Genomic DNA, 21,121 nt, shown 5'->3' on the forward strand with positions numbered 1-21,121 from the left:
TTCAGGAGGTGATCGGCGGCGCCGTCGGGCCCAGCGGCGGGCCGATCGCCCGCAGCGCCCCGGGCGTGCGCCCCTCCCCCCAGCCGATCTCGCGCCGGTAGCTGCCGAGCAGCCCCCTGCGCACCAGCCCCGCCTCGTCCCGTACGGCCGTCTCCTCCGGCATGGGCCGGGTCAGCGGCGCCACGAACAGCGCGTCCACCGGGCAGTTGGCTTCGCACAGGAAGCAGGTCTGGCAGTCCTCCTGGCGCGCGAGCAGCGGAATCCCCTCGGGGCCCCGTTCGAACACATCGGTGGGACAGACCTCCACGCACTTGTCGCAGGCGATGCAGCGCTGCGCCGAGACCAGTTCGATCACGCCCTCACCCCGGCCTTCGGGGCCGGCCTGGTCCACACCCGGTCCAGGCCGCCCACCAGGATCCGGTGGTGCAGCCGGGGGTCCTGGTCCGGATGGTCGAGGCGCCTGGCCATCCCGCGGGTCTCCGGCCGGGCCAGCGCAGCCGCGTACATCCATCGCGCGTGCGCCGTCATCGCTGCCGCCTGCCGGGCCTTGACCAGGTCCGCGCCCTCTCCGTGCAGCCCCGCCCGCAGCTCGGCCCAGCCCGCGTCGAGCGCCCGCAGCGACGCGGCCAGCCGGTCACCGCGGCGCAGGTAGTTCTTGTCGTACGGGAGGACCTCCTGCTGTACGAGTTCCACGGCCGCCCGGTGGCCGGCGGCCGCGTCCGGACGCCCCGTCGGGCGCAGGCCCGCTCCGCCCGCTCCGGTGACGGGCCGGCAGGCCGCCCGGCCCGAGCCGATGGAACGGGCGTGGGCGGCGGCGCCGGCTCCCGCCCAGCTTCCCGAGGAGATCGCCCAGGCGGCGTTGTGGCTGCCGCCTCCGGTGAAACCCCCGCAGATCTCCTCGCGGGTGGCCGCGTCCCCTGCGGCGTACAGGCCGGGCACGCCGGTGGCGCAGTCGTCGCCGGTGATCCGGATGCCGCCGGTGCCGCGCACGGTGCCCTCGGCCAGCAGCGTCACCGCGAAGCGGTCGGTGAAGGGGTCGATGCCGAGCCGGTCGAAGGTGAGGAAGAAGTTGGGCTGCGCGCGGCGCATCGCCGTCCGCGCCGCGTCGTCGGCGCGGTCGAGGCGCGCATACACCCTGGCGCCTTCGAGGAGCGTGCGGGCGATGACCGAGCGGCCGCCCTGGCTGGCTGCGCCTTCCAGCACACTGCCGTCCTCCTGGTAGAAGGTGGCGAAGGAGTAGAACGCGGTCTTGGTGACCGAGGTGCCCTCGGGGGCGATGCCGTAGGCGTTGGAGAACTCCATGCCGGAGAGCTCCGCGCCCGCCTCGGCGGCGAAGAGGGCGCCGTCGCCGGTGTTGGTGTTGGTGCCGAGCGCCCCGCTGAGGAAGGCGCAGCCGCCGGTGGCGAGCACGACCGCCCCGGCCCGGACGCGGTAGTGCTCGCGGGCCTGGCGGCGGTAGCCGGCGGCTCCTGCGACCGCGCCGTCCGCGTCGGTGAGGAGCTCGGTGACCGGGCTGTGGTCGAGGATGCGGACTCCGGCGCGGCGGATCCGGATGCGCATCCGCCGCATGTACTCGGGGCCCTGGAGGCCGCCCCGGAGCGGCCGCCCGTCGGGGCCGGTGGGGAACGGGTACCGGCCGTCGGTGGCCAGCTCGTTCATCCGCGCGTACGTCTCGTCGAGGACGCGGGCCATCCAGCGGCGGTCGGCGAGGTACCCGCCGAGGCCTTCGCGGCTCGCCATGGCGGCCTCGCGGGCGGCGGGTTCGGGGGGTACGTACCAGACACCGGTGCCGCCGGCGGCCGTCGCACCGCTCGTACCGCAGTAGCCCTTGTCGGCGAGGACGACACGGGCCCCGGCCCGGGCCGCCCCGAGGGCGGCCCAGGCGGCGGCGGGTCCGCCGCCGACGACGAGGACGTCGGTGGCGAGGTCCGTCACGAGGCGGCCTCCGCATACCGGTTCGCCGGGCGCGGGAGGCCGTAGTTCTCGCGCAGGGTCGTGCCGGTGTACTCCGTACGGAACAGGCCGCGCTCCTGCAGGATCGGCACGACGTGGTCGACGAAGGCGGTCAGCCCGGTCGGCAGGACGGGCGCCATGATGTTGAAGCCGTCGGCGGCGCCCTGCGTGAACCACTCCTCCAGCTGGTCGGCGATCTGCTCGGGCGTGCCGGCGAAGACGCGGTGGCCGCGGCCGGCGCCGAGGCGTGCGATCAGCTCGCGCAGGGTGAGGCCGTCGCGGCGGGCCAGTTCGGCGACGAGGGTGAAGCGGCTCTTGTTGCCGTTGATGTCCCGCTCCTCGGGGAGCTCGGGCAGCGGGCCGTCGAGGGGGTGGCCGGTGAGGTCGGTGCCGAGCATGCCGGAGAGCTGGGCGAGCCCGTACTCCGGCACCTGGAGGTCGGTGAGCTCCTGCTCCAGGGCCTTCGCCTCGGCCTCGGTGGAACCGATGACGGGTGCGATGCCGGGGAGGACGAGCAGGTCGGACCCGGTGCGGCCGTACTTGGCGAGGCGCGACTTGAGGTCCTTGTAGAAGGTCTGCCCGTCGGCGAGGGTCTGCTGGGCGGTGAAGACGGCCTCGGCGTACTGGGCGGCGAACTCCTTGCCGTCCTCGGAGGACCCGGCCTGCACGAGGAGCGGGTGGCCCTGCGGCGAGCGGGGCACGTTGAGCGGGCCGGCGACGCCGAAGTACGTGCCGCGGTGGGCGGCGGGGTGCAGCTTGTCGGTGTCGGCGTAGATGCCGCGCTCCTTGTCGAGGACGATCGCATCGTCCTCCCAGCTGTCCCAGAGCTTGGTCGCGACGTCGAGGAACTCGCGGGCGCGGTCGTAGCGGAGGCTGTGCTCGAGGTGCTCGTCCTGGCCGAAGTTGCGGGCCTCGTCGACGGTGCCGGAGGTGACGATGTTCCAGCCGGCGCGGCCGTTGCTGATGTGGTCGAGGGAGGCGAACTTTCGGGCGAGGTGGAACGGCTCGTTGAAGGTGGTGGAGACGGTGGCGATGAGCCCGATGTGCTCGGTGACGGCGGCGATGGCGGAGAGCAGGGTGAGCGGCTCGAACCCGCCGAGGGCGTTGTAGCGGGCCTTGCCCCAGAGGGCCAGCCCGTCGGCGAAGAAGATCGAGTCGAGCCGCCCGCGCTCGGCGGTCCGCGCCAGCTCCTGGAAGTACCGCAGGTCGGTGACCCGCTCGGGGCTGCTGCCGGGGTGCCGCCAGGCGGCGTCGTGGTGCCCGGCGTTCATGAGGAAGGCGTTGAGGTGGAGGGTCCGGGGTGCGGTCATGGTTCTGTTCCTCGGGTCGGGGAGACGGATGCACGGCGGGGCGGGGGCCGAGGCCGGGCGGGGCCGGCCGGGGCCGGGCTGGCGAGGGCGGGGCCGGGCTGGCGAGGGCGGGGCCGGGCTGGTGAGGGCGTCAGGCTGCCGGAACGCGCCAGAGGCTGAGACGGCGTTCGACCGTGACCAGGAGCTGGTTGAAGCCCACGCCGATGGCGGAGATGGTGACGATGCCCGCGTACATCTGCGGGATCGCGAAGTTGTACTGCGAGGCGTTGATCAGATAGCCGAGGCCCGCCTTGGCGCCGATCATCTCGGCCGCCACGAGGACCAGGATCGAGACGGCTCCGGCCAGCCGGATGCCGGTGAACACGGCCGGTACGGAGGCCGGGAGGATCACCTTCTGGAACAGGCGGGGCGTGGAGAGGTCCATCGACCGCGCGAGCCGGATCAGGGTGGGATCGGCGTTGCGGACCGCGCTGATGGTGTTGAGCAGCACGGGCCAGACGCAGGCGTAGACGACGATCGACACCTTCGAGGTCTCGCCGATGCCGAGGAGCAGCACGAAGACCGGGAGCAGCGCGAGGGCGGCGGTGTTGCGGAAGACCTCCAGCAGGGGCCCGAGGAAATCGGCGAGGGGCCGGTACCAGCCGATGAGCAGTCCGAGCGGGACGGCGACGGCCACGGCGATCCCGAAGCCGCCGAAGGAGCGGATCAGGCTGGCCTGGGCGTGTTCGGCGAGCTGGCCGTCGCCGGCCAGCTCCCACCAGGCCACCGCCACCTCGCTGACGGGCGGCAGGAAGGTGGCGTCGACCAGGCCGGCCCGGGGGGCGATCTCCCAGAGGGCGATCAGGGCGAGGATCGCGGCGCTGCGGAGGCCGATGGCCTTCAGCACCCGTACGACGGCCCGCGCACCGGTCGCGGCACGGGCGCGGCCGGAAGCCTGGGCGTTCCGGGCCGGAGCCTTCTGGGCCGGAGCCTTCTGGGCCGAGGCCTTTCGGGCCGGAGCACCGGCCGCGGCCGGGTCGGTCCCGGTGGTGGACCCGGTGGTGGACTCGGAAGTGGCCGGGGCGAGCCCCGCGGCGCCCCCCGGCACGGCCGCCGCCTTGCGGGTCGCAGCGCCCGCCCGAGCGGGTTCGTCCGGGGCCGTGAGGCCTGCCGCGGCCAGGGCGGTGGTGTCGGTTCCGGTGGTCATGCTGCTGCCGCCTCCTTCTCCAGTTGCTGGGCTCGGGCCACCTCGTCGTGGAGGAGGTTCCAGATCTCGTGCCGGTAGCGGGCGAACTCCGGGCTGGACCTCAGGGCCTCGCCCACCAGTCCGTCGCTGTCGGCGAAGGAGACCGGGACGACCTCCTTGACCCGGCCGGGCCGGGAGGTCATGACGGCCACCCGCTGCCCGAGGTAGACGGCTTCCTCGATGCCGTGCGTGATGAACACGACCGTCTTGCCGGTGCGCTGCCAGATGCGGCGCAGCTCGTCCTGGAGCGATTCGCGGGTCTGCGCGTCCAGCGCCGCGAAGGGCTCGTCCATCAGCAGCACGTCCGGGTCGTACGCGAGCGAGCGGGCGATCGCGACCCGCTGGCGCATGCCGCCGGACAGCTGGTGCGGGTGCCGGTCCTCGAACCCGGTCAGTCCGACCAGGTCCAGGAACTCCCGGGCGCGGGCGGCCCGCTGCCGGCGCGGCACGCCGGTGGCCTCCAGGCCGAACTCGACGTTTCCCTGGGCAGTCCGCCACGGCAGCAACGCGTACTGCTGGAAGACGGTGCCCCGGTCCAGGCCCGGCCCGGTGACCGGCTTGCCGTCCAGCAGGATCCGCCCCTCCGTCGGCTTCGACAGCCCACCGAGGAGGTCCAGGAGGGTGGACTTGCCGCAGCCGCTGGGGCCGACGACGACGAGGAACTCGCCGCTGCCGATCTCCAGGTCGATGCCGTCGAGGGCGGTGAAGTCCCCGAACGCCTTGTGCACTCCCTCGAACACGATCTTCGCCATTGCGGCCGTCACCCCTTTCCGTATGCGTTGAACTCGTTGGTGTAGAGGTCGGACGGCTTGAACTGGCCCTGCTTGATCTCGCCGCGCTCGCCGAGCCAGTCGAGCCAGAGCTGGAACTCCTTGTCGGGTATCCGGCCGCCGGTCTCCGCGATCCCGTAGGAGCGCCAGTACTGCAGGGCGGCGGTGTCCTCGTTGCGGCCGCGCTTCTTGACGATCTCGGTCATCCGGGCGACGGCCTCCTCGCGCGGGGTGGTGCGGGACCACTCGATGGCCTTGGCCACGCCCGTCACGAAGGTCCGTACGGTGTCCGGGTTCTGCTTGATGAAGCGCTCGGTCATGATGTAGGTGCCCGCACTGAACGGGCCGAGCAGATCCACATCGGTGAACAGCGGGCGGATGCCGCCGGAGGCGACCGCCTTGTCGCGCAGGATGCCGGTGAGCACCCCGACCTCGATCTGCTTCGCCCGCAGCGCCTGTTCGGTGTTGACGGGCGGTACGACCAGGGCCTCGACCTTGGCCGCGTCCGCCTTGGAGAAGCCGTTGCGGCTGAGGTAGGTGTCGAGCAGCGCCTGGTAGTGGGCGCCCAGGGTGTTCATGCCGACCTTCTTGCCGATCAGGTCCCGGGCGGAGCGGATCGGGCTGTCCTCCAGGACGAAGTAGCCGGCGTAGGAGTACTGGTCCGAGCCGTAGGAGGAGATGACCGCCTTGATCGGCGCCTTCCCGGCGGCGAGCTTGATGACCGCGCCGTTGAAGGCGCTGCCGAAGTGGGTCTGGCCGGTGGCGGCGGACTGGATGTCCTGCGGGCCGCTGATGGTGTTGCCGACCCATTCGAGTTTGACGTCCTCGAAGTAGCCCAGGTCGGCGGCGAGTTCGGGGAGCGTGACCGCGCCGACGGCCCCCTGGTACTTCAGGGTCTTGATCTGCGAGCCGGAGCCGGAGCCGGAACCGCCGCCGGTGGCGGTGGCCGTGCCGCAGCTCACCGCGGCCGCCGAGATGCCGAGCAGGGTGAGGAACTGGCGTCGGGAGGTGCGCGTGGAGGTGAAGGCTGCGGGCATGGCTGTTCCTTGTCCGGTGTGCGGGATCGCGTGGTCGGGGGTGTCGTTACGGGGCGGTCGCGAGCGCGGCACGGGCGACGGAGACCGCGGTGTCCAGCGCCTCGGCGAACTCGTCCACGGCCTGGAAGAGGTCCAGCTCCGCGTCGGGCCGCAGCCGGTCGGGGCCGGCCCCGCGCTCCACGGAGGAGTCCAGGACGAACCGCCCGGCGGTGACGTGCCGGGCGCCGAGGGCGGCGAGCACCGGGCGCAGGGCGTAGTCGAGGGTCAGGACATGGGCGAGGCTGCCGCCGGTGGCGATCGGCAGAACCGTTTTGCCGGCCAGCCCGTCCTGCGGGAGCAGATCGAGGAAGGCCTTGAGCAGGCCGGTGTACGAGGCCTTGTAGACCGGGGTCGCGACGATGATCCCGTCGGCCTCGGCGACGGCTTCGAGGGCCCGGCGGATCTCCGGCTCACCGCGGCGGGCGGAGAGGAGGTCGGCGGCGGGGAGCTCCCGTACGGCGAGGTGGGCGGTGTCGTACCCGGCGTGGGAGAGGCGGCGCAGGACGTGGTCGGCGACGACGGCGGTACGGGAGTGCGGGGAGGGGCTGCCGGAGAGGGCGAGCAGGGTGGGCACGGGGCCTCCTTGGGGCGTCGTACGAGGGGGCGGGCTGGGTGGGTCAGGCGCGGGCGGATGCGCCGGAGGGGATGCCGAAGGACGGGTCGGGCACTATCTCCGGGCTGATCAGGCGGGACGGGACCCCGTCCGGGCCGACCGGGACCTCTCCGTCCACCGTCACGCGGCGCAGGGTGCGCTCGTGCTCGTCGGAGTCGTCGACGCCGTAGTGCTGGGTGGCCCGGTTGTCCCAGATCGCGACGTCGCCGACCCGCCACTGCCAGCGGACGGTGTTCTCCGGGCTCTCGATGTGCGCCTGGAAGAGGTCGAGCAGGGCACGGGAGTCGCGGCCGGTGAGGCCCTTGATCCGCTGGACGAAGTTGCCGAGGAGCAGCGTGCGTTCGCCGGTCTCGGGGTGGACGCGGACCACGGGGTGCTCGGTGAGGAACTCGGTGGAGGTGAACACGTCGCGGTACTGGGCCAGCGCCTCGGGGAGGGCGTCGGGCTTGAGGGCGGCGTAGTCGTACGCGTTGGAGTGCTCGGCGCGCAGGCCGTCGGCGAGGCTGCGCAGCGGCTCCGGGAGGTTGGCGTAGGCGGTGGCGGTGTTGGCCCACAGGGTGTTGCCGCCGTACGGGGGGATCGTGACGGCACGGAGGATGGAGAAGGCGGGGTAGGCGGGGACGAAGGTGACGTCGGTGTGCCACTGGTTGGCGCGGGCGCCGTGGTGGGAGTCGATGCCGAGGGCGTAACGGCCGTCGGCGGAGGGGACGGTGGGGTGGGCGACGGGCGTGCCGAGGAGTTGGGCGAAGGCTTCGTGGCCGGCCTCGTCGAGGTGGTCCTGGTCGCGGAAGAAGACGACCTTGTGGGCGAGGAGCGCGGCGCGGATCTCGGCGACGGCATCGGCGTCGAGCTCGCCGCCGAGCCGCACACCGCCGATCTCGGCGCCGATCCGGCCGCCGATCCGGGTGACGGTGGGCTGGGTGTGGAGGGCCGTGCTCATGGGGACTCCCTGGGGTCTGTTTCCGCAGCGGAAGGAACGGAAGTACGGGTACGGGTACGTCTCGGCGCAGGGCCGCCGGGCCGGCCGCGCGCCGGGGCAACCGGAGGACGGGACGGGACCGGGGTCGGCCGTAGGGCGGAAGGAAGGGGGACGGGGTGGGCCGGGGACGGGACGGACCGATGGGCGGGACGGACCGGTGGACGGGACGGACCGGTGGGAGGGGTCGGCCTCGGGCCGGTCGGGTCCGCAGCCGGGCGGCCCACGGCAGGGGTGACCAGGGCCTGTTGGCTCGGGTCGTGAGGTCTGCCGGAGGCCGTCGGCCGGAGCAGGGTCAGGTTCGGGACGGGTCGGCTTCGGGACGGGTCGGCCGGAACCGGATGGCCGCGGCGGTACCGGCCGGAGGCCGGCCGGCCGGAGGACCGTGGGGCAGGGCAGGCCGGGAGGCTGCTCACCCCGGGTCCCCCGAAGGCCGGTCGGCAGGAGGCCTGGCGGCGGTCTTCGTTCGGGGTCCGGGGTGGCCGGAAACCGAAGGCCTCGGTCGGGGCCGGGTCGGCCCGGGACCGAGCGGTCTTCGGGCGGGGCCGGGCCGGCCGGGCGGGGGGCCGGGTTGGTCGGGGCGGCGCCTAGGCGCGGCGCGGGGCCGGACAGCGGCCCGGACACGAACCCGGCGCGGTACAGGAGCCGGGAGTGTGGAGCCGCGGGGCGGGAAGCTCGAACGCGGACATGGCTCGGAGCCTGTCAGCGGCTCCAGCAGGGGTCAACCCCCGCCCGGCCTGCCGCAGAGACCCCCGCCCGACCCTCCCGGCCACCCCGGCACGCCCAACCTGACCTGGCCCTATGCCGTCCCGGGAACACGCCGCACGACAATCCCGAACGGCCGAAAACCGTGGCCGGATTTCATGCCCCTGCAACGCGACCGCCACGCATGCGCGCGGGGCGCTCTTTCGTGCCCCCTCCCGTCTCACATGAGAGGGCGAGATCACATGCTGTCGTTATAGTCGTTCCCAAGGTGACCCCCCTAGCATTCGAGCCATGACGGTCCTGCCTGATGACGGGCTCTCCTTGGCCGCCGAGTTCCCTGACGCGACGCATGAGCAGTGGCAGCGCCTGGTAGAGGGCGTTCTACGCAAGTCCGGCAAGGATGTATCCGGCGATGCTGCAGAAGACGCGTTGTCCACAAAGCTCGAGGACGGGCTCACCACCCGCCCGCTGTACACCGCGCCCGAAACGGCCGACGAAACCGGTTTCCCCGGGTTCGCGCCGTTCGTCCGGGGCGGCAGCCCCGCCGGCGGTGCCGCCGGCGGCTGGGACGTGCGCCAGCGGTACCTCGGCAGTGATCCCGCCCGGGTGAACGAGGCCGTTCTCACCGACCTCGAGAACGGGGTCACCTCCGTCTGGCTGTCCCTGGGCGGACCCGGCGGACTCCCGGTCGACGCGCTCCCGCGCGCCCTCGACGGCGTCTACCTCGACCTGGCCCCCGTCTCCCTGGACGCCGGAGCCGCATACGCCGACGCCGCCCGCGCCCTGCTGAGCCTGTACGCCGAGCGCGGGGTGGCCCCCGAGGCCGCCCGTGCGAGCCTCGGCGCCGACCCGCTCGGCCACGAGGCCCGTACGGGTGAGGTCCTGGACCTGGCCGGCGCCGTCGGACTCGCCCGGGACGCAGCCGCGCACTGGCCCGGCGTCCGCGCCCTTGCCGTCGACGCCCTGCCGTACCACGAGGCCGGCGGCAGCGCAGCCGAAGAGCTCGGCCTGTCACTGGCGACCGGCGTCGCCTACCTCCGCGCCCTCACCGAAGCCGGCAACGGCAGCAGTGCCCTCGGCGTCCAAGCCGCCCTCGGCCAGCTCGAGTTCCGCTACGCCGCGACCGCCGACCAGTTCCTCACCATCGCGAAGTTCCGCGCCGCCCGCCGCCTGTGGGCCCGGATCGCCGAGGCCTGCGGGGCCCCCGACGCCGGCGCCCAGCGCCAGCACGCCGTCACCTCGCCGGTGATGATGACCCGCCGCGACCCGTGGGTGAACATGCTGCGCACCACCGTCGCCTGCATGGCGGCGGGCGTGGGCGGGGCGGACTCGGTCACCGTGCTCCCCTTCGACCACGAGCTGGGCCTGCCGGACGCCTTCGCGCGCCGCATCTCCCGCAACACCTCCACCATCCTGCTGGAGGAGTCGCACCTGGCCCGCGTCATCGACCCGGCCGGCGGCTCGTACTACGTCGAGCAGCTCACCGACGAACTCGCGCACGCCGCCTGGGAGTTCTTCCAGACGATCGAGAAGGCCGGCGGCCTGGCCGCCGCCCTGCGCTCCGGGCTGGTCGCCGACCGGCTCGCCGCGACCTGGGCCGAGCGTTCCAAGAAGCTCGCCAAGCGCCGCGAACCCATCACGGGAGTCAGCGAGTTCCCGCTGCTCTCGGAGAAGCCCCTCGACCGCGAGCCCGCCCCGGCGGGTCCCACCGGCGGGCTGCCCCGCGTACGGCGCGACGAGGCGTACGAGGCGCTGCGCTCCCGCAGCGACGCACACCTGGCCGCGACCGGGAACCGCCCGCGGATCTTCCTCGCCGCGCTGGGTCCGGCGGCCGCGCACACCGCGCGTGCCACCTTCGCCGCGAACCTGTTCCAGGCGGGCGGCATCGAGGCGGTCCACGACCCGGTGTCGGTGGACGCGGCGACGGCCGCCGCGGCGTACGCCGCGAGCGGCGCGGACGGCATGGCCGTGCTGTGCTCCAGCGACGCGCTGTACGAGGAGCAGGCCGAGGCGGTGGCCGAGGCCCTGCGCGCGGCCGGTGCGACGACCGTGTTCCTCGCGGGCAAGCCCGGCACGTCGGCCGGCGCCGTGGACGAGTACGTCTTCGCCGGCTGCGATGCGGTCGCCGTGCTGTCCTCCGTACTCGACCGGATGGGAGTGTCCTCGTGAGCGGCACCGCAATCCCCGATTTCTCCGCCCTCGCTCTGGGCGGCGCCTCCGCGGCCGGGTCCGAGGACCAGTGGCGTGCGGCGGTGAAGGAGTCCACCGGGACCGCCGCCGGCGACCTGCTGTGGGAGACCCCCGAGGGCATCGGTGTGAAGCCGCTGTACACCGGGCGCGACCTGGAGGGCCTGGACTTCCTGCGGACCTACCCGGGCATGGCCCCGTACCTGCGCGGCCCGTACCCGACCATGTACGTCAACCAGCCCTGGACGATCCGCCAGTACGCGGGCTTCTCCACGGCCGAGGAGTCGAACGCCTTCTACCGGCGCAACCTCGCGGCCGGCCAGAAGGGCCTGTCGATCGCCTTCGACCTGCCCACGCACCGCGGCTACGACAGCGACCACCCGCGCGTCACGGGCGACGTCGGCATGGCGGGCGTGGCGATCGACTCGATCTACGACATGCGGCAGCTCTTCGACGGCATCCCGCTGGACAAGATGACGGTGTCGATGACGATGAACGGCGCGGTGCTGCCGGTCCTCGCGCTGTACATCGTGGCGGCGGAGGAGCAGGGCGTCTCCCCCGAGAAGCTCGCCGGGACCATCCAGAACGACATCCTCAAAGAGTTCATGGTCCGCAACACCTACATCTATCCGCCCAAGCCCTCGATGCGGATCATCTCCGACATCTTCTCGTTCACCTCGCAGAAGATGCCGCGGTACAACTCCATCTCGATCTCCGGGTACCACATCCAGGAGGCCGGGGCCACGGCCGACCTGGAGCTCGCGTACACCCTCGCGGACGGCGTGGAGTACCTGCGCGCCGGGCAGGCCGTCGGGCTGAACGTGGACGCCTTCGCGCCGCGCCTGTCGTTCTTCTGGGCGATCGGCATGAACTTCTTCATGGAGGTCGCGAAGCTGCGCGCCGCGCGGCTGCTGTGGGCGCGGCTCGTCAAGCAGTTCGACCCGCAGAACGCCAAGTCGCTGTCGCTGCGCACCCATTCGCAGACCTCCGGCTGGTCGCTGACGGCGCAGGACGTCTTCAACAACGTGACGCGTACGTGCATCGAGGCGATGGCGGCGACCCAGGGGCACACCCAGTCGCTGCACACCAACGCCCTCGACGAGGCGCTCGCACTGCCGACGGACTTTTCGGCGCGCATCGCCCGCAACACCCAGCTCCTGCTCCAGCAGGAGTCGGGGACCTGCCGGTCGATCGACCCGTGGGGCGGCAGCGCGTACGTCGAGAAGCTGACGTACGACCTGGCGCGCCGGGCCTGGCAGCACATCCAGGAGGTCGAGGCGGCCGGCGGCATGGCGCAGGCGATCGACGCGGGCATCCCGAAGCTGCGCGTGGAGGAGGCCGCGGCCCGTACGCAGGCGCGGATCGACTCGGGGCGCCAGCCGGTGATCGGCGTGAACAAGTACCGGGTGGCGAACGACGAGCAGATCGACGTGCTCAAGGTCGACAACTCCTCGGTGCGCACGCAGCAGATCGAGAAGTTGCGGCGGCTGCGCGAGGAGCGCGACGAGGCGGTCACGCAGGACGCGCTGCGGGCGCTGACGAACGCGGCCGAGCGGGGCGCCGGGCAGGGCATGGAGGGCAACCTCCTCGCGCTGGCGGTGGACGCGGCGCGGGCCAAGGCGACCGTGGGTGAGATCTCGGACGCACTCGAGAAGGTGTACGGGCGGCACGCGAGCCAGATCCGTACGATCTCGGGTGTGTACCGCACCGAAGCAGGCGAGTCCCCGAACGTGGAGCGCACCCGTGCGCTGGTCGACCGGTTCGAGGAGGCGGAGGGCCGCCGGCCGCGTGTGCTGGTCGCCAAGATGGGCCAGGACGGCCACGACCGCGGCCAGAAGGTCATCGCGACCGCCTTCGCCGACCTGGGCTTCGACGTGGACGTCGGCCCGCTGTTCCAGACCCCGGCGGAGGTGGCCCGCCAGGCCGTCGAGGCGGACGTCCACGTGGTGGGCGTGTCGTCACTGGCGGCCGGCCACCTGACCCTCGTACCGGCGCTGCGCGAGCAGTTGGCGGACGAGGGGCGCGAGGACATCATGATCGTGGTGGGCGGGGTGATCCCGCCGGCCGACGTACCGACGCTGCTGGAGATGGGTGCTGCGGCGGTGTTCCCGCCCGGCACGGTGATCCCGGACGCGGCCCACGACCTGGTGACGCGGCTGGCCGCGGATCTGGGCCACGAGCTGTAGGCGCGGCGGATGCCTCCGAAGATCGACATCGAGGCCTACGCGAAGGGGGTGCTCGACGGGAAGCGTGCGTTCATCGCGCGCGCGATCACGCTCGTCGAGTCCACCCTGCCCGCTCACCGGGCTCTCGCACAGGGGTTGTTGACGGAGCTGCTGCCCCACTCGGGGCGGGCCCGCCGGATCGGCATCAGCGGGGTCCCGGGCGTCGGCAAGTCCACGTTCATCGACGCGTTCGGCACGATGCTGACGGGGCTGGGCCACCGGGTCGCGGTCCTGGCCGTGGACCCGTCCTCCACCCGGACGGGCGGCTCGATCCTGGGTGACAAGACCCGGATGGAGCGGCTGGCGGTCGACCCCTCGGCCTTCGTCCGGCCGTCCCCCTCGGCGGGGACGCTGGGCGGGGTCGCCAAGGCCACGCGGGAGTCGATGATCGTGATGGAGGCGGCGGGCTACGACGTGGTCCTCGTCGAGACGGTCGGCGTGGGCCAGTCGGAGACCACGGTCGCGGGCATGGTCGACTCCTTCCTCCTCCTCTCCCTGGCCCGTACGGGGGATCAGCTCCAGGGCATCAAGAAGGGCGTCCTGGAGCTGGCGGACGTCCTCGCGGTGAACAAGGCGGACGGCCCGCACGAGCGCGACGCGAAGGCGGCGGCACGGGAGCTGTCGGGCGCGCTGCGCCTGATGCACCCCGCCGACGCGGCGTGGACGCCGCCGGTGCTGACGTGCAGCGCTCGGGAGTCGGCGGGTCTGGACGAGGTGTGGAACCGGCTGGAGCAGCACCGGCGGCTGCTGGACGCGGGGGGCCGGCTGGCGGCCAAGCGGGCGGCGCAGCAGGTGGAGTGGACCTGGTCGATGGTCCGCGACGAGCTCCTGGAGCGGCTGCGCGCCAGCCCGTCCGTCCGGGACCTGGCCCCGGGCCTGGAGGCCGCCGTCCGCGCGGGCACCGTCACCCCCACCTCGGCGGCGGACCGGATCCTCTCGGCGTTCGGCCGGGGGTAAGCGGTCTCGGGGACGCGGGGTGCGTTTTTCCGCGTCGTGGAGGCGTGCCCCACTTCCCCGAGACCGCTCAACCGCTGCGCGGGGAGGCGACACCGCGCAGCGGCACCAGGTCGGGGTCAGGCAGTGACCAGGGCGGCCGGGTCCGCCGAGGACAGGGTGCGCTGCAGGACGCGCCCCTGGTCCGCCGGATCCGTGGCAGCCAGCAGCGCCGAGAGGACCGCGATGCGGGCCTGCGGGGCGCGCAGCGTGCCCGTCGGGACCGCTCCCGCCGCAACCAGGTCCACCGCACCGCCGTGGGTGTAGATCTCCGTCACCGGCCCGGCGGCCACCCGCGTGGTCAGCGCCACCAGCACGCCCCGCGCGACGGCGTCCTTCACCGCGTCCACGATCTCCGGCGTGGCGTTGCCCGCGCCCGTGCCGATCAGGACGATGCCCCGCGCCCCCGCCGCGAGCGCCGCGTTCAGGAGCACCGGGTCGCCGTCCGCGTGGTGCATCACCACGTCCACCCGCGGCGGCAGCTCCGGCATCGCGGGCAGCGGCAGCGGCTCCGGGCGCTGCGGTGTGCGCAGCATGGTGACCTTGCCGAAGCCGATCTTCCCGAGGAGCTCGGCGGAGGGGTCGGCGAACGCGTCCAGCGCCACCGCCTGGGTCTTCACCGTGCCACGGGCCGCGTGGACCCGCCCCCCGAAGGCGATCAGTACGCCGAGCCCCCGCGTGCTCGCCGCGGTGAGCAGCGCGTCGTACAGGTTGCCCGGTCCGTCGCCGTCGGCGGTGCCCATGGGGCGCTGGGAGCCGGTGAACACCACGGAGCGTGCGTCGTGGTGGTGGAGGTCGACGAGGAAGGCCGACTCCTCCAGGGTGTCGGTGCCGTGCGTGACGACGATGCCGTCCACGTCCGGGTCGGCGAGCACCTCGTGCACGGTGCGCAGCAGGGTGAGCTGGTGGGCGGTGGTCAGCCGGGGGCTGTTCACGCTGAACAGGTCCACCACCTCGACGGTGATGTCCTCGGGCAGTGGCGCGGTGGCCACGACCTCGCTGCCGTCGGCGTCCGCCGCGAAGCCGGAGCCCTGCCAGCGGCTGGCTATCGTCCCACCGGTGCTGATGACGACGATCCGTCCCATGACCGCGGCCGCCCTTCCCTCGGATCACTCGTACACATGTGCTGAAAGCAGCAATGATACGGACATCTACGCGCAATGCGATTGCTTCTTCGGCCCGGCAGCTGTCCATCGAGTAGGGGATGATTGCGCGATGGACTCGATTGACCGGGATATCTTGCGCGAGCTCCAGGCGGACGGCCGCCTCAGCAACCAGGAGCTCGCCGCGCGCGTGGGCCTGACCCCCTCCCCCTGTATGCGCCGCGTGCGCCAGCTGGAGCAGGACGGGGTGATCCAGGGCTACCGCGCCGTGATCTCCCCCGAGGCGGTGGGCCGCGGCTTCGAGGTGCTCGTCTCGGTGGAGGTGCGTCGCGACCGTGCCGCGGTGGAGGCCTTCGAGACCGCCCTCCAGGACATCCCCGACGTCATCGAGGCCTACCGCCTCTTCGGCAGCCCCGGCTGCCTGCTGCGGATCGCCGTCGCGGACCTGCGCGCGTACGAGCGCCTGTGGATCGAGCAGCTGACGGCCCTCTCGGGTGTCACCGAGGTCAACTCTCAGATCATCATGAAGCGCATCAAGGAACCGACCGGCCTGCCCGTCGAGCGCTGACGCCGACCCGGACGCACCCGAACAAGCGAAGGAAGCAGCACTCCATGGAACCTCTCGGCACCGGCGACCCGGTCCGGCTGGGCCCGTACCGGCTCCTCGGCGTCCTCGGCGCCGGCGGCATGGGCAAGGTCTACTTCGGGCGGGACGACGACGGCCGGACCGCGGCGGTCAAGGTGCTGCTGCCGGAACTCGCGCACGACCCGAACCTCGCCCAGCGGTTCGTCCGCGAGGCGCACACGGCGCAGGCCGTCACCGGTTCCGGTGTGGCCCGCGTCCTGAACGCGATGAGCGAGGACGGCAACCGGCCCTGGATCGCCACCGAGTTCCTGACCGGGCCCACCCTGGACGAAGCCGTCCGCCGGTACGGGCCGTTCGGCGCCGACGGGGTCCGCGCGCTCGCCGCCACCCTCGCCGCCACCCTGCGCGAGATCCACGCCGCGGGACTGGTCCACCGCGACCTGAAGCCGGCCAACATCGTGCTCACCTCGGGCGGGCCGCGGGTCATCGACTTCGGCATCGCCCGCCCCGAGCACGGGCTGACGCTCACCACCACCGGGCAGGTCCCGGCCACCCCCGGCTACGGCGCCCCCGAGCAGGTGCTCGGCCGGCGCGTGGGTCCCGCCGCGGACGTCTTCTCGCTGGGCGCGGTGCTCGCGTACGCGGCGACCGGGCAGCGCGCCTTCGACGGAACGCACGTGGCCGCCGTGCAGTACGAGGTGGTGCACGGCGAGGCCCAACTCGCTGGCGTCCCTGACGAGTTGCGACATCTCATAGCGCCCTGTCTCGCCAAGGACCCCGAACTGCGCCCGGCCCCCGAGCAGATCGCGGGCGCCTTCGCACCGCCGCGCGGAGCGGACCGCGTCTGGCGTACGGGGCCGCTCGCCCAGGACATCGCGCGCCGCGGGAGCGAGGCCGAGCGGCAGGCCGCCACGGTGATCGGCCAGGGGCCCGGAGCCGGAGCCGGACCGACCCGCAGGCGGGTGCTGCGCGCCTCCCTGGCGGCCGGCGGTGCGCTGGCCGCCACGGGCGGCGCGACGGGCGCCTGGTGGCTGATGCGCGACGGCTCCCTGCCTCCAGCCGGAACGGCCCGCAGCGCACAGCCCCTGTCCCAGCTCTCCACGCAGTCCGGCACGCCTCCGGACCCCCTGTGGGGGCCGCTGCCGGTGGCGGCGCAGGCGGTGGACGGTGTGGTCACCACCCCGCTCCCCCTGCTCGACGTGGTCCTCTTCGCCGCGAAGGAGGGCGGGGTGGCGGCCCGGCTGACGGCCGACGGCAAGGAGAAGTGGCGGCTGCCCGGCACCGTCCCCGCGGCCGGCCTGGTCGCCCTGCCCGGCAACCGGTTCGTCACCGGCGGTCCCGGTGGGGGGCTGCTGTGTTTCGAAGCCTCCACCAGCAAGCGGCTGTGGACGGTCGCCGCCGACACCAACCGCATCCTGGCCGCGGACGCGTCGGCCGTGTACCTGGTGACCCGGGACGGGCGGTTGCGCGCCGTGGACACCACCACCCGCAAGGTCCGCTGGACCGTACCGCTGCCGCAGAACGCCCTGCGGGCGCCCGGCTCGCAGGCCCCGCCCGGCGCACGGGCCACGGCCGGCCCGGACCGGCTCGTGGTCTGCGGCGCCGACGGCACCGTCATCGCCGTCGACACCGCGACGGGCGGCACCGTCTGGGAGGTCGTCAGCCAGGCGCGGTCCGCCGTGCAGCCGCTCGTCGTGGGGGATTCGGTGTACCTCGGCGGCCGGACCCTGAAGGGGCTGAACATCAGGACGGGCACCGAGCTGTGGGACCCGACCGAGGCGAAGGAGCCCCCGAAGGAGGACAGCGGCGGCTGGGGGCCGCCGGTCCGGTACGGCGAGTCCCTGTGGGCCATGGACGGTACGGCGCTGAGCCAGGCACGGCTCGCGAGCGGAGTGCCCACCCCGTACGGCCTCGCCGTCCACGGCCCGTTGCCGCACATCCCGCCCGTGGTGCAGGCCCGTACGGTCTTCGCCGTCGAGGGCGAGGGGCAGGGCGTCTCGGCCTATTCCGCCTTCGGCGGCAAGCGGTACTGGACCTGGTCGCCCGAGTCGCGCGGGGTCTGGGCGATGGCCGGCGCCGGGAACCGCCTGTTCACCGTCAACAGCTGGAAGCTGACCGCCCTGCCGGTCGTGGACTGACGATCGCCTAGGCTCGGGGCTCGGGCCGAACGACCGAACCGGGGAGACCGCACGCATGGAACGGCTACGGCAGGACGACCCCCCGCACATCGGGCCGTTCACGACCCTGGCGCGGCTCGATGCGGAATCCGCCGAGCGCTCCGTCCCCGAACGCCGCTACCTCGCGCGCAGCGCCGACGGGGAGCGCACCGTCCTCGTCGGCGTACCGCGGGTCGGCGCCGATCCCTCCCGGTGGGCGGTCGAGGCCGAGGGCGCCCGGCGGCTGCGGCTGCCGCTGTTCCTCGACGTCGCCGAGGTCGGCGGCACGGCGGGCTTCCCCTGGTACGCGGTCCCGTACACGCCGATGCTGCCGCTGCCGGCGGTGCTCGCCGCGTACGGCGGTCCGCTGCCCGAGGACGTCGTACGCGGGCTCGGCGCCGCCCTCGCGGAGGGGCTCGCCGCCGCGCACGCCCAGGGGGTGGCGCACGCGGGGCTGTCGCCGGCCGCCGTGCTGCTCACCCCCGGCGGGCCGGTGCTGTCGTGCTTCGGCGCCGTGCGGGCCGCCGCTCCCGACGGGGTGCACCGGGCCGGGCTGCCGGGTCTCGACCCGGGCTGCCTGGCTCCGGAACAGGCCTCGGGCGCAGCCCCCGGGCCGGGCGGGGACGTCTTCGCGCTGGGGTCCGTACTGGCCTACGCGTCGACCGGCCACACGGTGCCCGAGCAGAGCGAACTGCCGCGAGGACTGCGCGGGTTGGTGGGGGCGTGCCTGGCGCGCGATCCCGCGGACCGGCCCCGGTCGGCCGGGGAGCTGCTGCGCGGGCTGGCCGCACCGGCGCGGGTCCCGGACCCGCGGCTGCCGCCCTCCCCCGGGCCCGCCACGGCCCTCGACGGCGCCGCTCCCCCGGTCGTGCTGCCGGGCCGCGTCGTCGCCGCGCTCGCCGCCCAGTCCGCGTGGCTGCTCGCCGCCGGACTCCCCGCGGTGCAGCAGCCGTTCACGTCGTCCGCGTCACCCGAGTCACCCGCGTCACCCGCGTCACCCCGGAAAGTGCACTGACCCCGATGCCTCACCTCCCGTCCCCGCTCGCACCGCTCACGCACGACGACCCGGAGCACCTCGGTGACCACCGGCTGCTGGCCCGGCTCGGCAGCGGCGGCATGGGCACGGTCTACCTGGCCCGTTCGGCGGGCGGGCGTACGGTCGCGCTCAAGACCGTGCACACCCGGATCGCCGCCGACACCTCCTTCCGCACCCGGTTCCGGCTGGAGTCGGACGCGGCGCGGGTCATCGGCGACCGGTACGGGGCGCGCGTGTTCGGCGCCGACCCGCTGGCGCCGACGCCGTGGCTGGCGACGGAGTACGTGATCGGCCCGCAGCTCGACGAGGCCGTCCGCCTCGGCGGTCCGCTGCCCGAGGCATCGGTCCGGTCGCTCGGCTCCGGTCTCGCCCGGGCCCTGGGCCAGTTGCACCGCTCCGACGTGGTGCACCGCGACCTCAAGCCGTCCAACATCATGGTCACCGCCGCCGGGCCCAAGGTCATCGACTTCGGCATCGCGCGCGCCCTCGGCGACGAGCGGCTGACCAGTACCGGGGCCGCGGCCGGCACCCCCGCCTTCATGTCGCCGGAGCAGGCCGGCGGCCTCGAACACACCCCGGCCGGCGATGTGTTCGCGCTGGCGGGCGTCCTGGTCTTCGCGGCCACCGGGCACGCCCCGTTCGGCGGCGGCCAGGCCGCGGACCTGCTCTACCGGGTGCGGTACGCGGAGGCGGACCTCGGCGGCGTCCCGGCCGCACTGGCACCGCTGCTGGCCCGCTGCCTGAGCAAGGACCCCGCCCTGCGGCCGGGCACCGACGAGCTGGCGGAACTCCTCTCCCCCGGCGAGGCCACCGTCTTCGCCGACGGGCTGCCGCAGCCGGTCCTCGCGGACATCGCCCGGCGCGCGGCGGCGGTGTGGCAGGCGCCGCCGGCCCGGCTCGCGGCGCCCGCCGAGGAGCCGGAGACCGCCGCTGCGGCGCAGACCGGCATGTCACGGCGCCGGCTCCTGACGCTGAGCGGCGGCGCCGCGGCCGCCGGGGCCGTACTGGCTGCGGGCGGCGGCTGGTGGGCCTGGCGCAGCAGCCGGCCGACCGGCGCCGCGAAGAAGAACCCCGTCCTCCAGCCGCCGCCCGACCCGCTGTGGTGGGTCGACGCGGCGATCCCCCCGGTCCTCCCCGAGCCGCTGTGCGTGGGCGATGCCCTGGTCACGGTCATGGGCATCACGGTCGAGGCCGTCAACTCGGGGACCGGCTCGAGCGTGACGGAGTTCCTCGGGTACGCGGACCGCTGGCGGGTCGGCACCGACGGCAAGGTCCTGTACGGACTCGGGAGGCGGGACGCCGGCACCGCACCCGACAAGGCGGTCTCGGTCTCCGTGCTGCCCATGGAGTACGTGGAACCCGGCAAGGACGCGCCGCCGCGCCTTCGCCTGCCCGCGTACGACGGCGCCCACCCCCTGACCCAGATCCTGGGCGCGAGCGGGGACACGGTGTTCCTGCACGCGAAGTCCGCGGGCGGCGAGCAGTGGTCGGTGGTGGCCGCGAGCCTGACCTCCGGCAAGGAGCTGTGGCGCCGGCCGGCGGCGGGCCCCACCGCGCACCAGGTCAAGCTGGAGCATCCAGCCGTGGTCCGGCTCAAGGCCGTGCGCGGCGGGGTGCTGCTGTGGCAGCGCGCCGAACTCGGCGACGACCTGCAGGTCTCCCTCCACGACGCGGCGAACGGCACCGAACGCTGGTCCGCGACCCTGGCGGCGCCGGGCGCGACCCCGGACCAGCCGGCCACGGACGACGACCACGTCTACCTCGGCGCGGCCACGGTCCAGGCCCTGCGCCTCTCGGACGGCAAACCCGCCTGGTCCTTCGGCGAGGGCCGCGACGTGGGCCCGGTCGCGGGCAAGCGCCGCTACGGCATCCCGACGGTCCGGGACGGCGTGGTCTACGCCGTCGAGGGCACCCACGGCATCGTCGCTCTGGACGCCCGCACCGGAGCCGAACGCTGGCGCGAGACCACCCCGAAGAATTCCGCCGCTCAGGAGCCCGCTCCCCACCGCGACATGGCCCCGGTGGTCACGCCCCACCACGTCTACACCCTGGACGCGCTGGGCGTCCGTGCCCTCGACCTCGCCACCCGGCGCCCGGTCTGGCGGTACGAGACCAAGGCGACCACGCTGACCGCGGACCCGTCCGGAACCCGGCTCCACGTCCGCGAGGAACGCAGGATGACGGCCCTCCCGGCCGACTGACGGCGC

16 protein-coding genes are annotated in these 21,121 nt (G+C 73.8%); 7 read left to right on the forward strand and 9 right to left on the reverse strand.

Annotation, left to right across the window (positions count from 1 at the left end; translation table 11 throughout):
• Position 1: 1 nt before the first annotated feature.
• The 8 genes from ACZ5WG_RS31805 to ACZ5WG_RS31840 all read right to left on the reverse strand — a co-directional run bounded on the left by ACZ5WG_RS31805 (position 2) and on the right by ACZ5WG_RS31840 (position 7,887).
• Positions 2-355, reverse strand: coding sequence for a 4Fe-4S dicluster domain-containing protein (locus ACZ5WG_RS31805; protein ID WP_053788525.1), 354 nt, complete (start codon positions 353-355; stop codon positions 2-4).
• On the reverse strand, positions 352-1,935 hold the full coding sequence (locus ACZ5WG_RS31810) for an FAD-binding protein (RefSeq protein ID WP_468727733.1): 1,584 nt from the start codon (positions 1,933-1,935) through the stop codon (positions 352-354). Before ACZ5WG_RS31810 ends, ACZ5WG_RS31805 begins: the two co-directional genes overlap by 4 nt.
• Positions 1,932-3,263 (reverse strand): LLM class flavin-dependent oxidoreductase, encoded by a 1,332-nt coding sequence (locus tag ACZ5WG_RS31815; protein WP_468727734.1) that lies wholly within the window; start codon positions 3,261-3,263, stop codon positions 1,932-1,934. Before ACZ5WG_RS31815 ends, ACZ5WG_RS31810 begins: the two co-directional genes overlap by 4 nt.
• A gap of 130 nt (positions 3,264-3,393) precedes the next feature.
• On the reverse strand, positions 3,394-4,449 hold the full coding sequence (locus ACZ5WG_RS31820; protein WP_468727735.1) for an ABC transporter permease: 1,056 nt from the start codon (positions 4,447-4,449) through the stop codon (positions 3,394-3,396).
• Complete coding sequence (locus ACZ5WG_RS31825) at positions 4,446-5,240, reverse strand: ABC transporter ATP-binding protein (RefSeq protein WP_468727737.1); 795 nt, start codon at positions 5,238-5,240, stop codon at positions 4,446-4,448. Before ACZ5WG_RS31825 ends, ACZ5WG_RS31820 begins: the two co-directional genes overlap by 4 nt.
• 8 nt (positions 5,241-5,248) lie before the next feature.
• Positions 5,249-6,295, reverse strand: a complete 1,047-nt coding sequence (locus tag ACZ5WG_RS31830; protein ID WP_468727738.1) for an ABC transporter substrate-binding protein — start codon at positions 6,293-6,295, stop codon at positions 5,249-5,251.
• 46 nt (positions 6,296-6,341) lie between these two features.
• Positions 6,342-6,908, reverse strand: coding sequence for an NADPH-dependent FMN reductase (ssuE, locus tag ACZ5WG_RS31835; RefSeq protein WP_468727739.1), 567 nt, complete (start codon positions 6,906-6,908; stop codon positions 6,342-6,344).
• Positions 6,909-6,951: 43 nt separating this feature from the next.
• A complete protein-coding gene (locus tag ACZ5WG_RS31840) occupies positions 6,952-7,887 on the reverse strand; it encodes a TauD/TfdA dioxygenase family protein (protein ID WP_468727741.1) in 936 nt (311 codons plus the stop codon).
• 1,032 nt (positions 7,888-8,919) lie between these two features.
• Here ACZ5WG_RS31840 and ACZ5WG_RS31845 point away from each other — a divergent pair.
• The 3 genes from ACZ5WG_RS31845 to meaB are packed head-to-tail and all read left to right on the forward strand — an operon-like array spanning position 8,920 to position 13,997.
• On the forward strand, positions 8,920-10,797 hold the full coding sequence (locus ACZ5WG_RS31845) for a methylmalonyl-CoA mutase family protein (protein WP_468727742.1): 1,878 nt from the start codon (positions 8,920-8,922) through the stop codon (positions 10,795-10,797).
• Positions 10,794-13,001 carry a methylmalonyl-CoA mutase gene (scpA, locus tag ACZ5WG_RS31850; protein WP_468727743.1) on the forward strand — a complete coding sequence of 736 codons (2,208 nt, stop codon included), beginning with the start codon at positions 10,794-10,796 and terminating at the stop codon, positions 12,999-13,001. The genes ACZ5WG_RS31845 and scpA overlap by 4 nt, the downstream gene beginning before the upstream one ends.
• Positions 13,002-13,010: 9 nt before the next feature.
• Complete coding sequence (meaB, locus tag ACZ5WG_RS31855; protein WP_468727744.1) at positions 13,011-13,997, forward strand: methylmalonyl Co-A mutase-associated GTPase MeaB; 987 nt, start codon at positions 13,011-13,013, stop codon at positions 13,995-13,997.
• Between the two features lie 116 nt (positions 13,998-14,113).
• On the opposite strand, the gene ACZ5WG_RS31860 is transcribed toward meaB, so the two are convergent.
• Positions 14,114-15,118: an asparaginase gene (locus tag ACZ5WG_RS31860; RefSeq protein WP_468727745.1), complete on the reverse strand. Its 1,005-nt coding sequence runs from the start codon at positions 15,116-15,118 to the stop codon at positions 14,114-14,116.
• A gap of 130 nt (positions 15,119-15,248) precedes the next feature.
• Here ACZ5WG_RS31860 and ACZ5WG_RS31865 point away from each other — a divergent pair, with 130 nt between their 5' ends.
• From ACZ5WG_RS31865 to ACZ5WG_RS31880, 4 genes are read left to right on the forward strand one after another with little or no spacing between them, the layout of a single operon-like run.
• Complete coding sequence (locus ACZ5WG_RS31865; protein WP_266634069.1) at positions 15,249-15,704, forward strand: Lrp/AsnC family transcriptional regulator; 456 nt, start codon at positions 15,249-15,251, stop codon at positions 15,702-15,704.
• 44 nt (positions 15,705-15,748) lie between these two features.
• On the forward strand, positions 15,749-17,860 hold the full coding sequence (locus ACZ5WG_RS31870) for a protein kinase domain-containing protein (protein WP_468727746.1): 2,112 nt from the start codon (positions 15,749-15,751) through the stop codon (positions 17,858-17,860).
• A gap of 55 nt (positions 17,861-17,915) precedes the next feature.
• Entirely contained in the window at positions 17,916-18,893 is a 978-nt protein-coding gene (locus ACZ5WG_RS31875) for a protein kinase family protein (protein WP_468727748.1), read from the forward strand.
• A 5-nt stretch (positions 18,894-18,898) separates the two neighbouring features.
• Positions 18,899-21,115 (forward strand): protein kinase domain-containing protein, encoded by a 2,217-nt coding sequence (locus tag ACZ5WG_RS31880; RefSeq protein ID WP_468727750.1) that lies wholly within the window; start codon positions 18,899-18,901, stop codon positions 21,113-21,115.
• Positions 21,116-21,121 lie beyond the last annotated feature (6 nt).

The sequence above is a fragment of the Streptomyces sp. NPDC032745 genome (assembly GCF_055579465.1).

What these genes read in the sequence shown, in the direction of transcription:
- ACZ5WG_RS31845 (WP_468727742.1), top strand. Translation starts at nt 8,920, where the DNA reads ATGACGGTCCTGCCTGATGACGGGCTCTCCTTGGCCGCCGAGTTCCCT.
- ACZ5WG_RS31865 (WP_266634069.1), top strand. Translation starts at nt 15,249, where the DNA reads ATGGACTCGATTGACCGGGATATCTTGCGCGAGCTCCAGGCGGACGGC.
- ACZ5WG_RS31815 (WP_468727734.1), bottom strand. Translation starts at nt 3,263, where the DNA reads ATGACCGCACCCCGGACCCTCCACCTCAACGCCTTCCTCATGAACGCC.
- ACZ5WG_RS31870 (WP_468727746.1), top strand. Translation starts at nt 15,749, where the DNA reads ATGGAACCTCTCGGCACCGGCGACCCGGTCCGGCTGGGCCCGTACCGG.
- ACZ5WG_RS31860 (WP_468727745.1), bottom strand. Translation starts at nt 15,118, where the DNA reads ATGGGACGGATCGTCGTCATCAGCACCGGTGGGACGATAGCCAGCCGC.
- ACZ5WG_RS31875 (WP_468727748.1), top strand. Translation starts at nt 17,916, where the DNA reads ATGGAACGGCTACGGCAGGACGACCCCCCGCACATCGGGCCGTTCACG.
- ACZ5WG_RS31825 (WP_468727737.1), bottom strand. Translation starts at nt 5,240, where the DNA reads ATGGCGAAGATCGTGTTCGAGGGAGTGCACAAGGCGTTCGGGGACTTC.
- ACZ5WG_RS31830 (WP_468727738.1), bottom strand. Translation starts at nt 6,295, where the DNA reads ATGCCCGCAGCCTTCACCTCCACGCGCACCTCCCGACGCCAGTTCCTC.
- ACZ5WG_RS31820 (WP_468727735.1), bottom strand. Translation starts at nt 4,449, where the DNA reads ATGACCACCGGAACCGACACCACCGCCCTGGCCGCGGCAGGCCTCACG.
- ACZ5WG_RS31880 (WP_468727750.1), top strand. Translation starts at nt 18,899, where the DNA reads ATGCCTCACCTCCCGTCCCCGCTCGCACCGCTCACGCACGACGACCCG.
- meaB (WP_468727744.1), top strand. Translation starts at nt 13,011, where the DNA reads ATGCCTCCGAAGATCGACATCGAGGCCTACGCGAAGGGGGTGCTCGAC.
- ACZ5WG_RS31840 (WP_468727741.1), bottom strand. Translation starts at nt 7,887, where the DNA reads ATGAGCACGGCCCTCCACACCCAGCCCACCGTCACCCGGATCGGCGGC.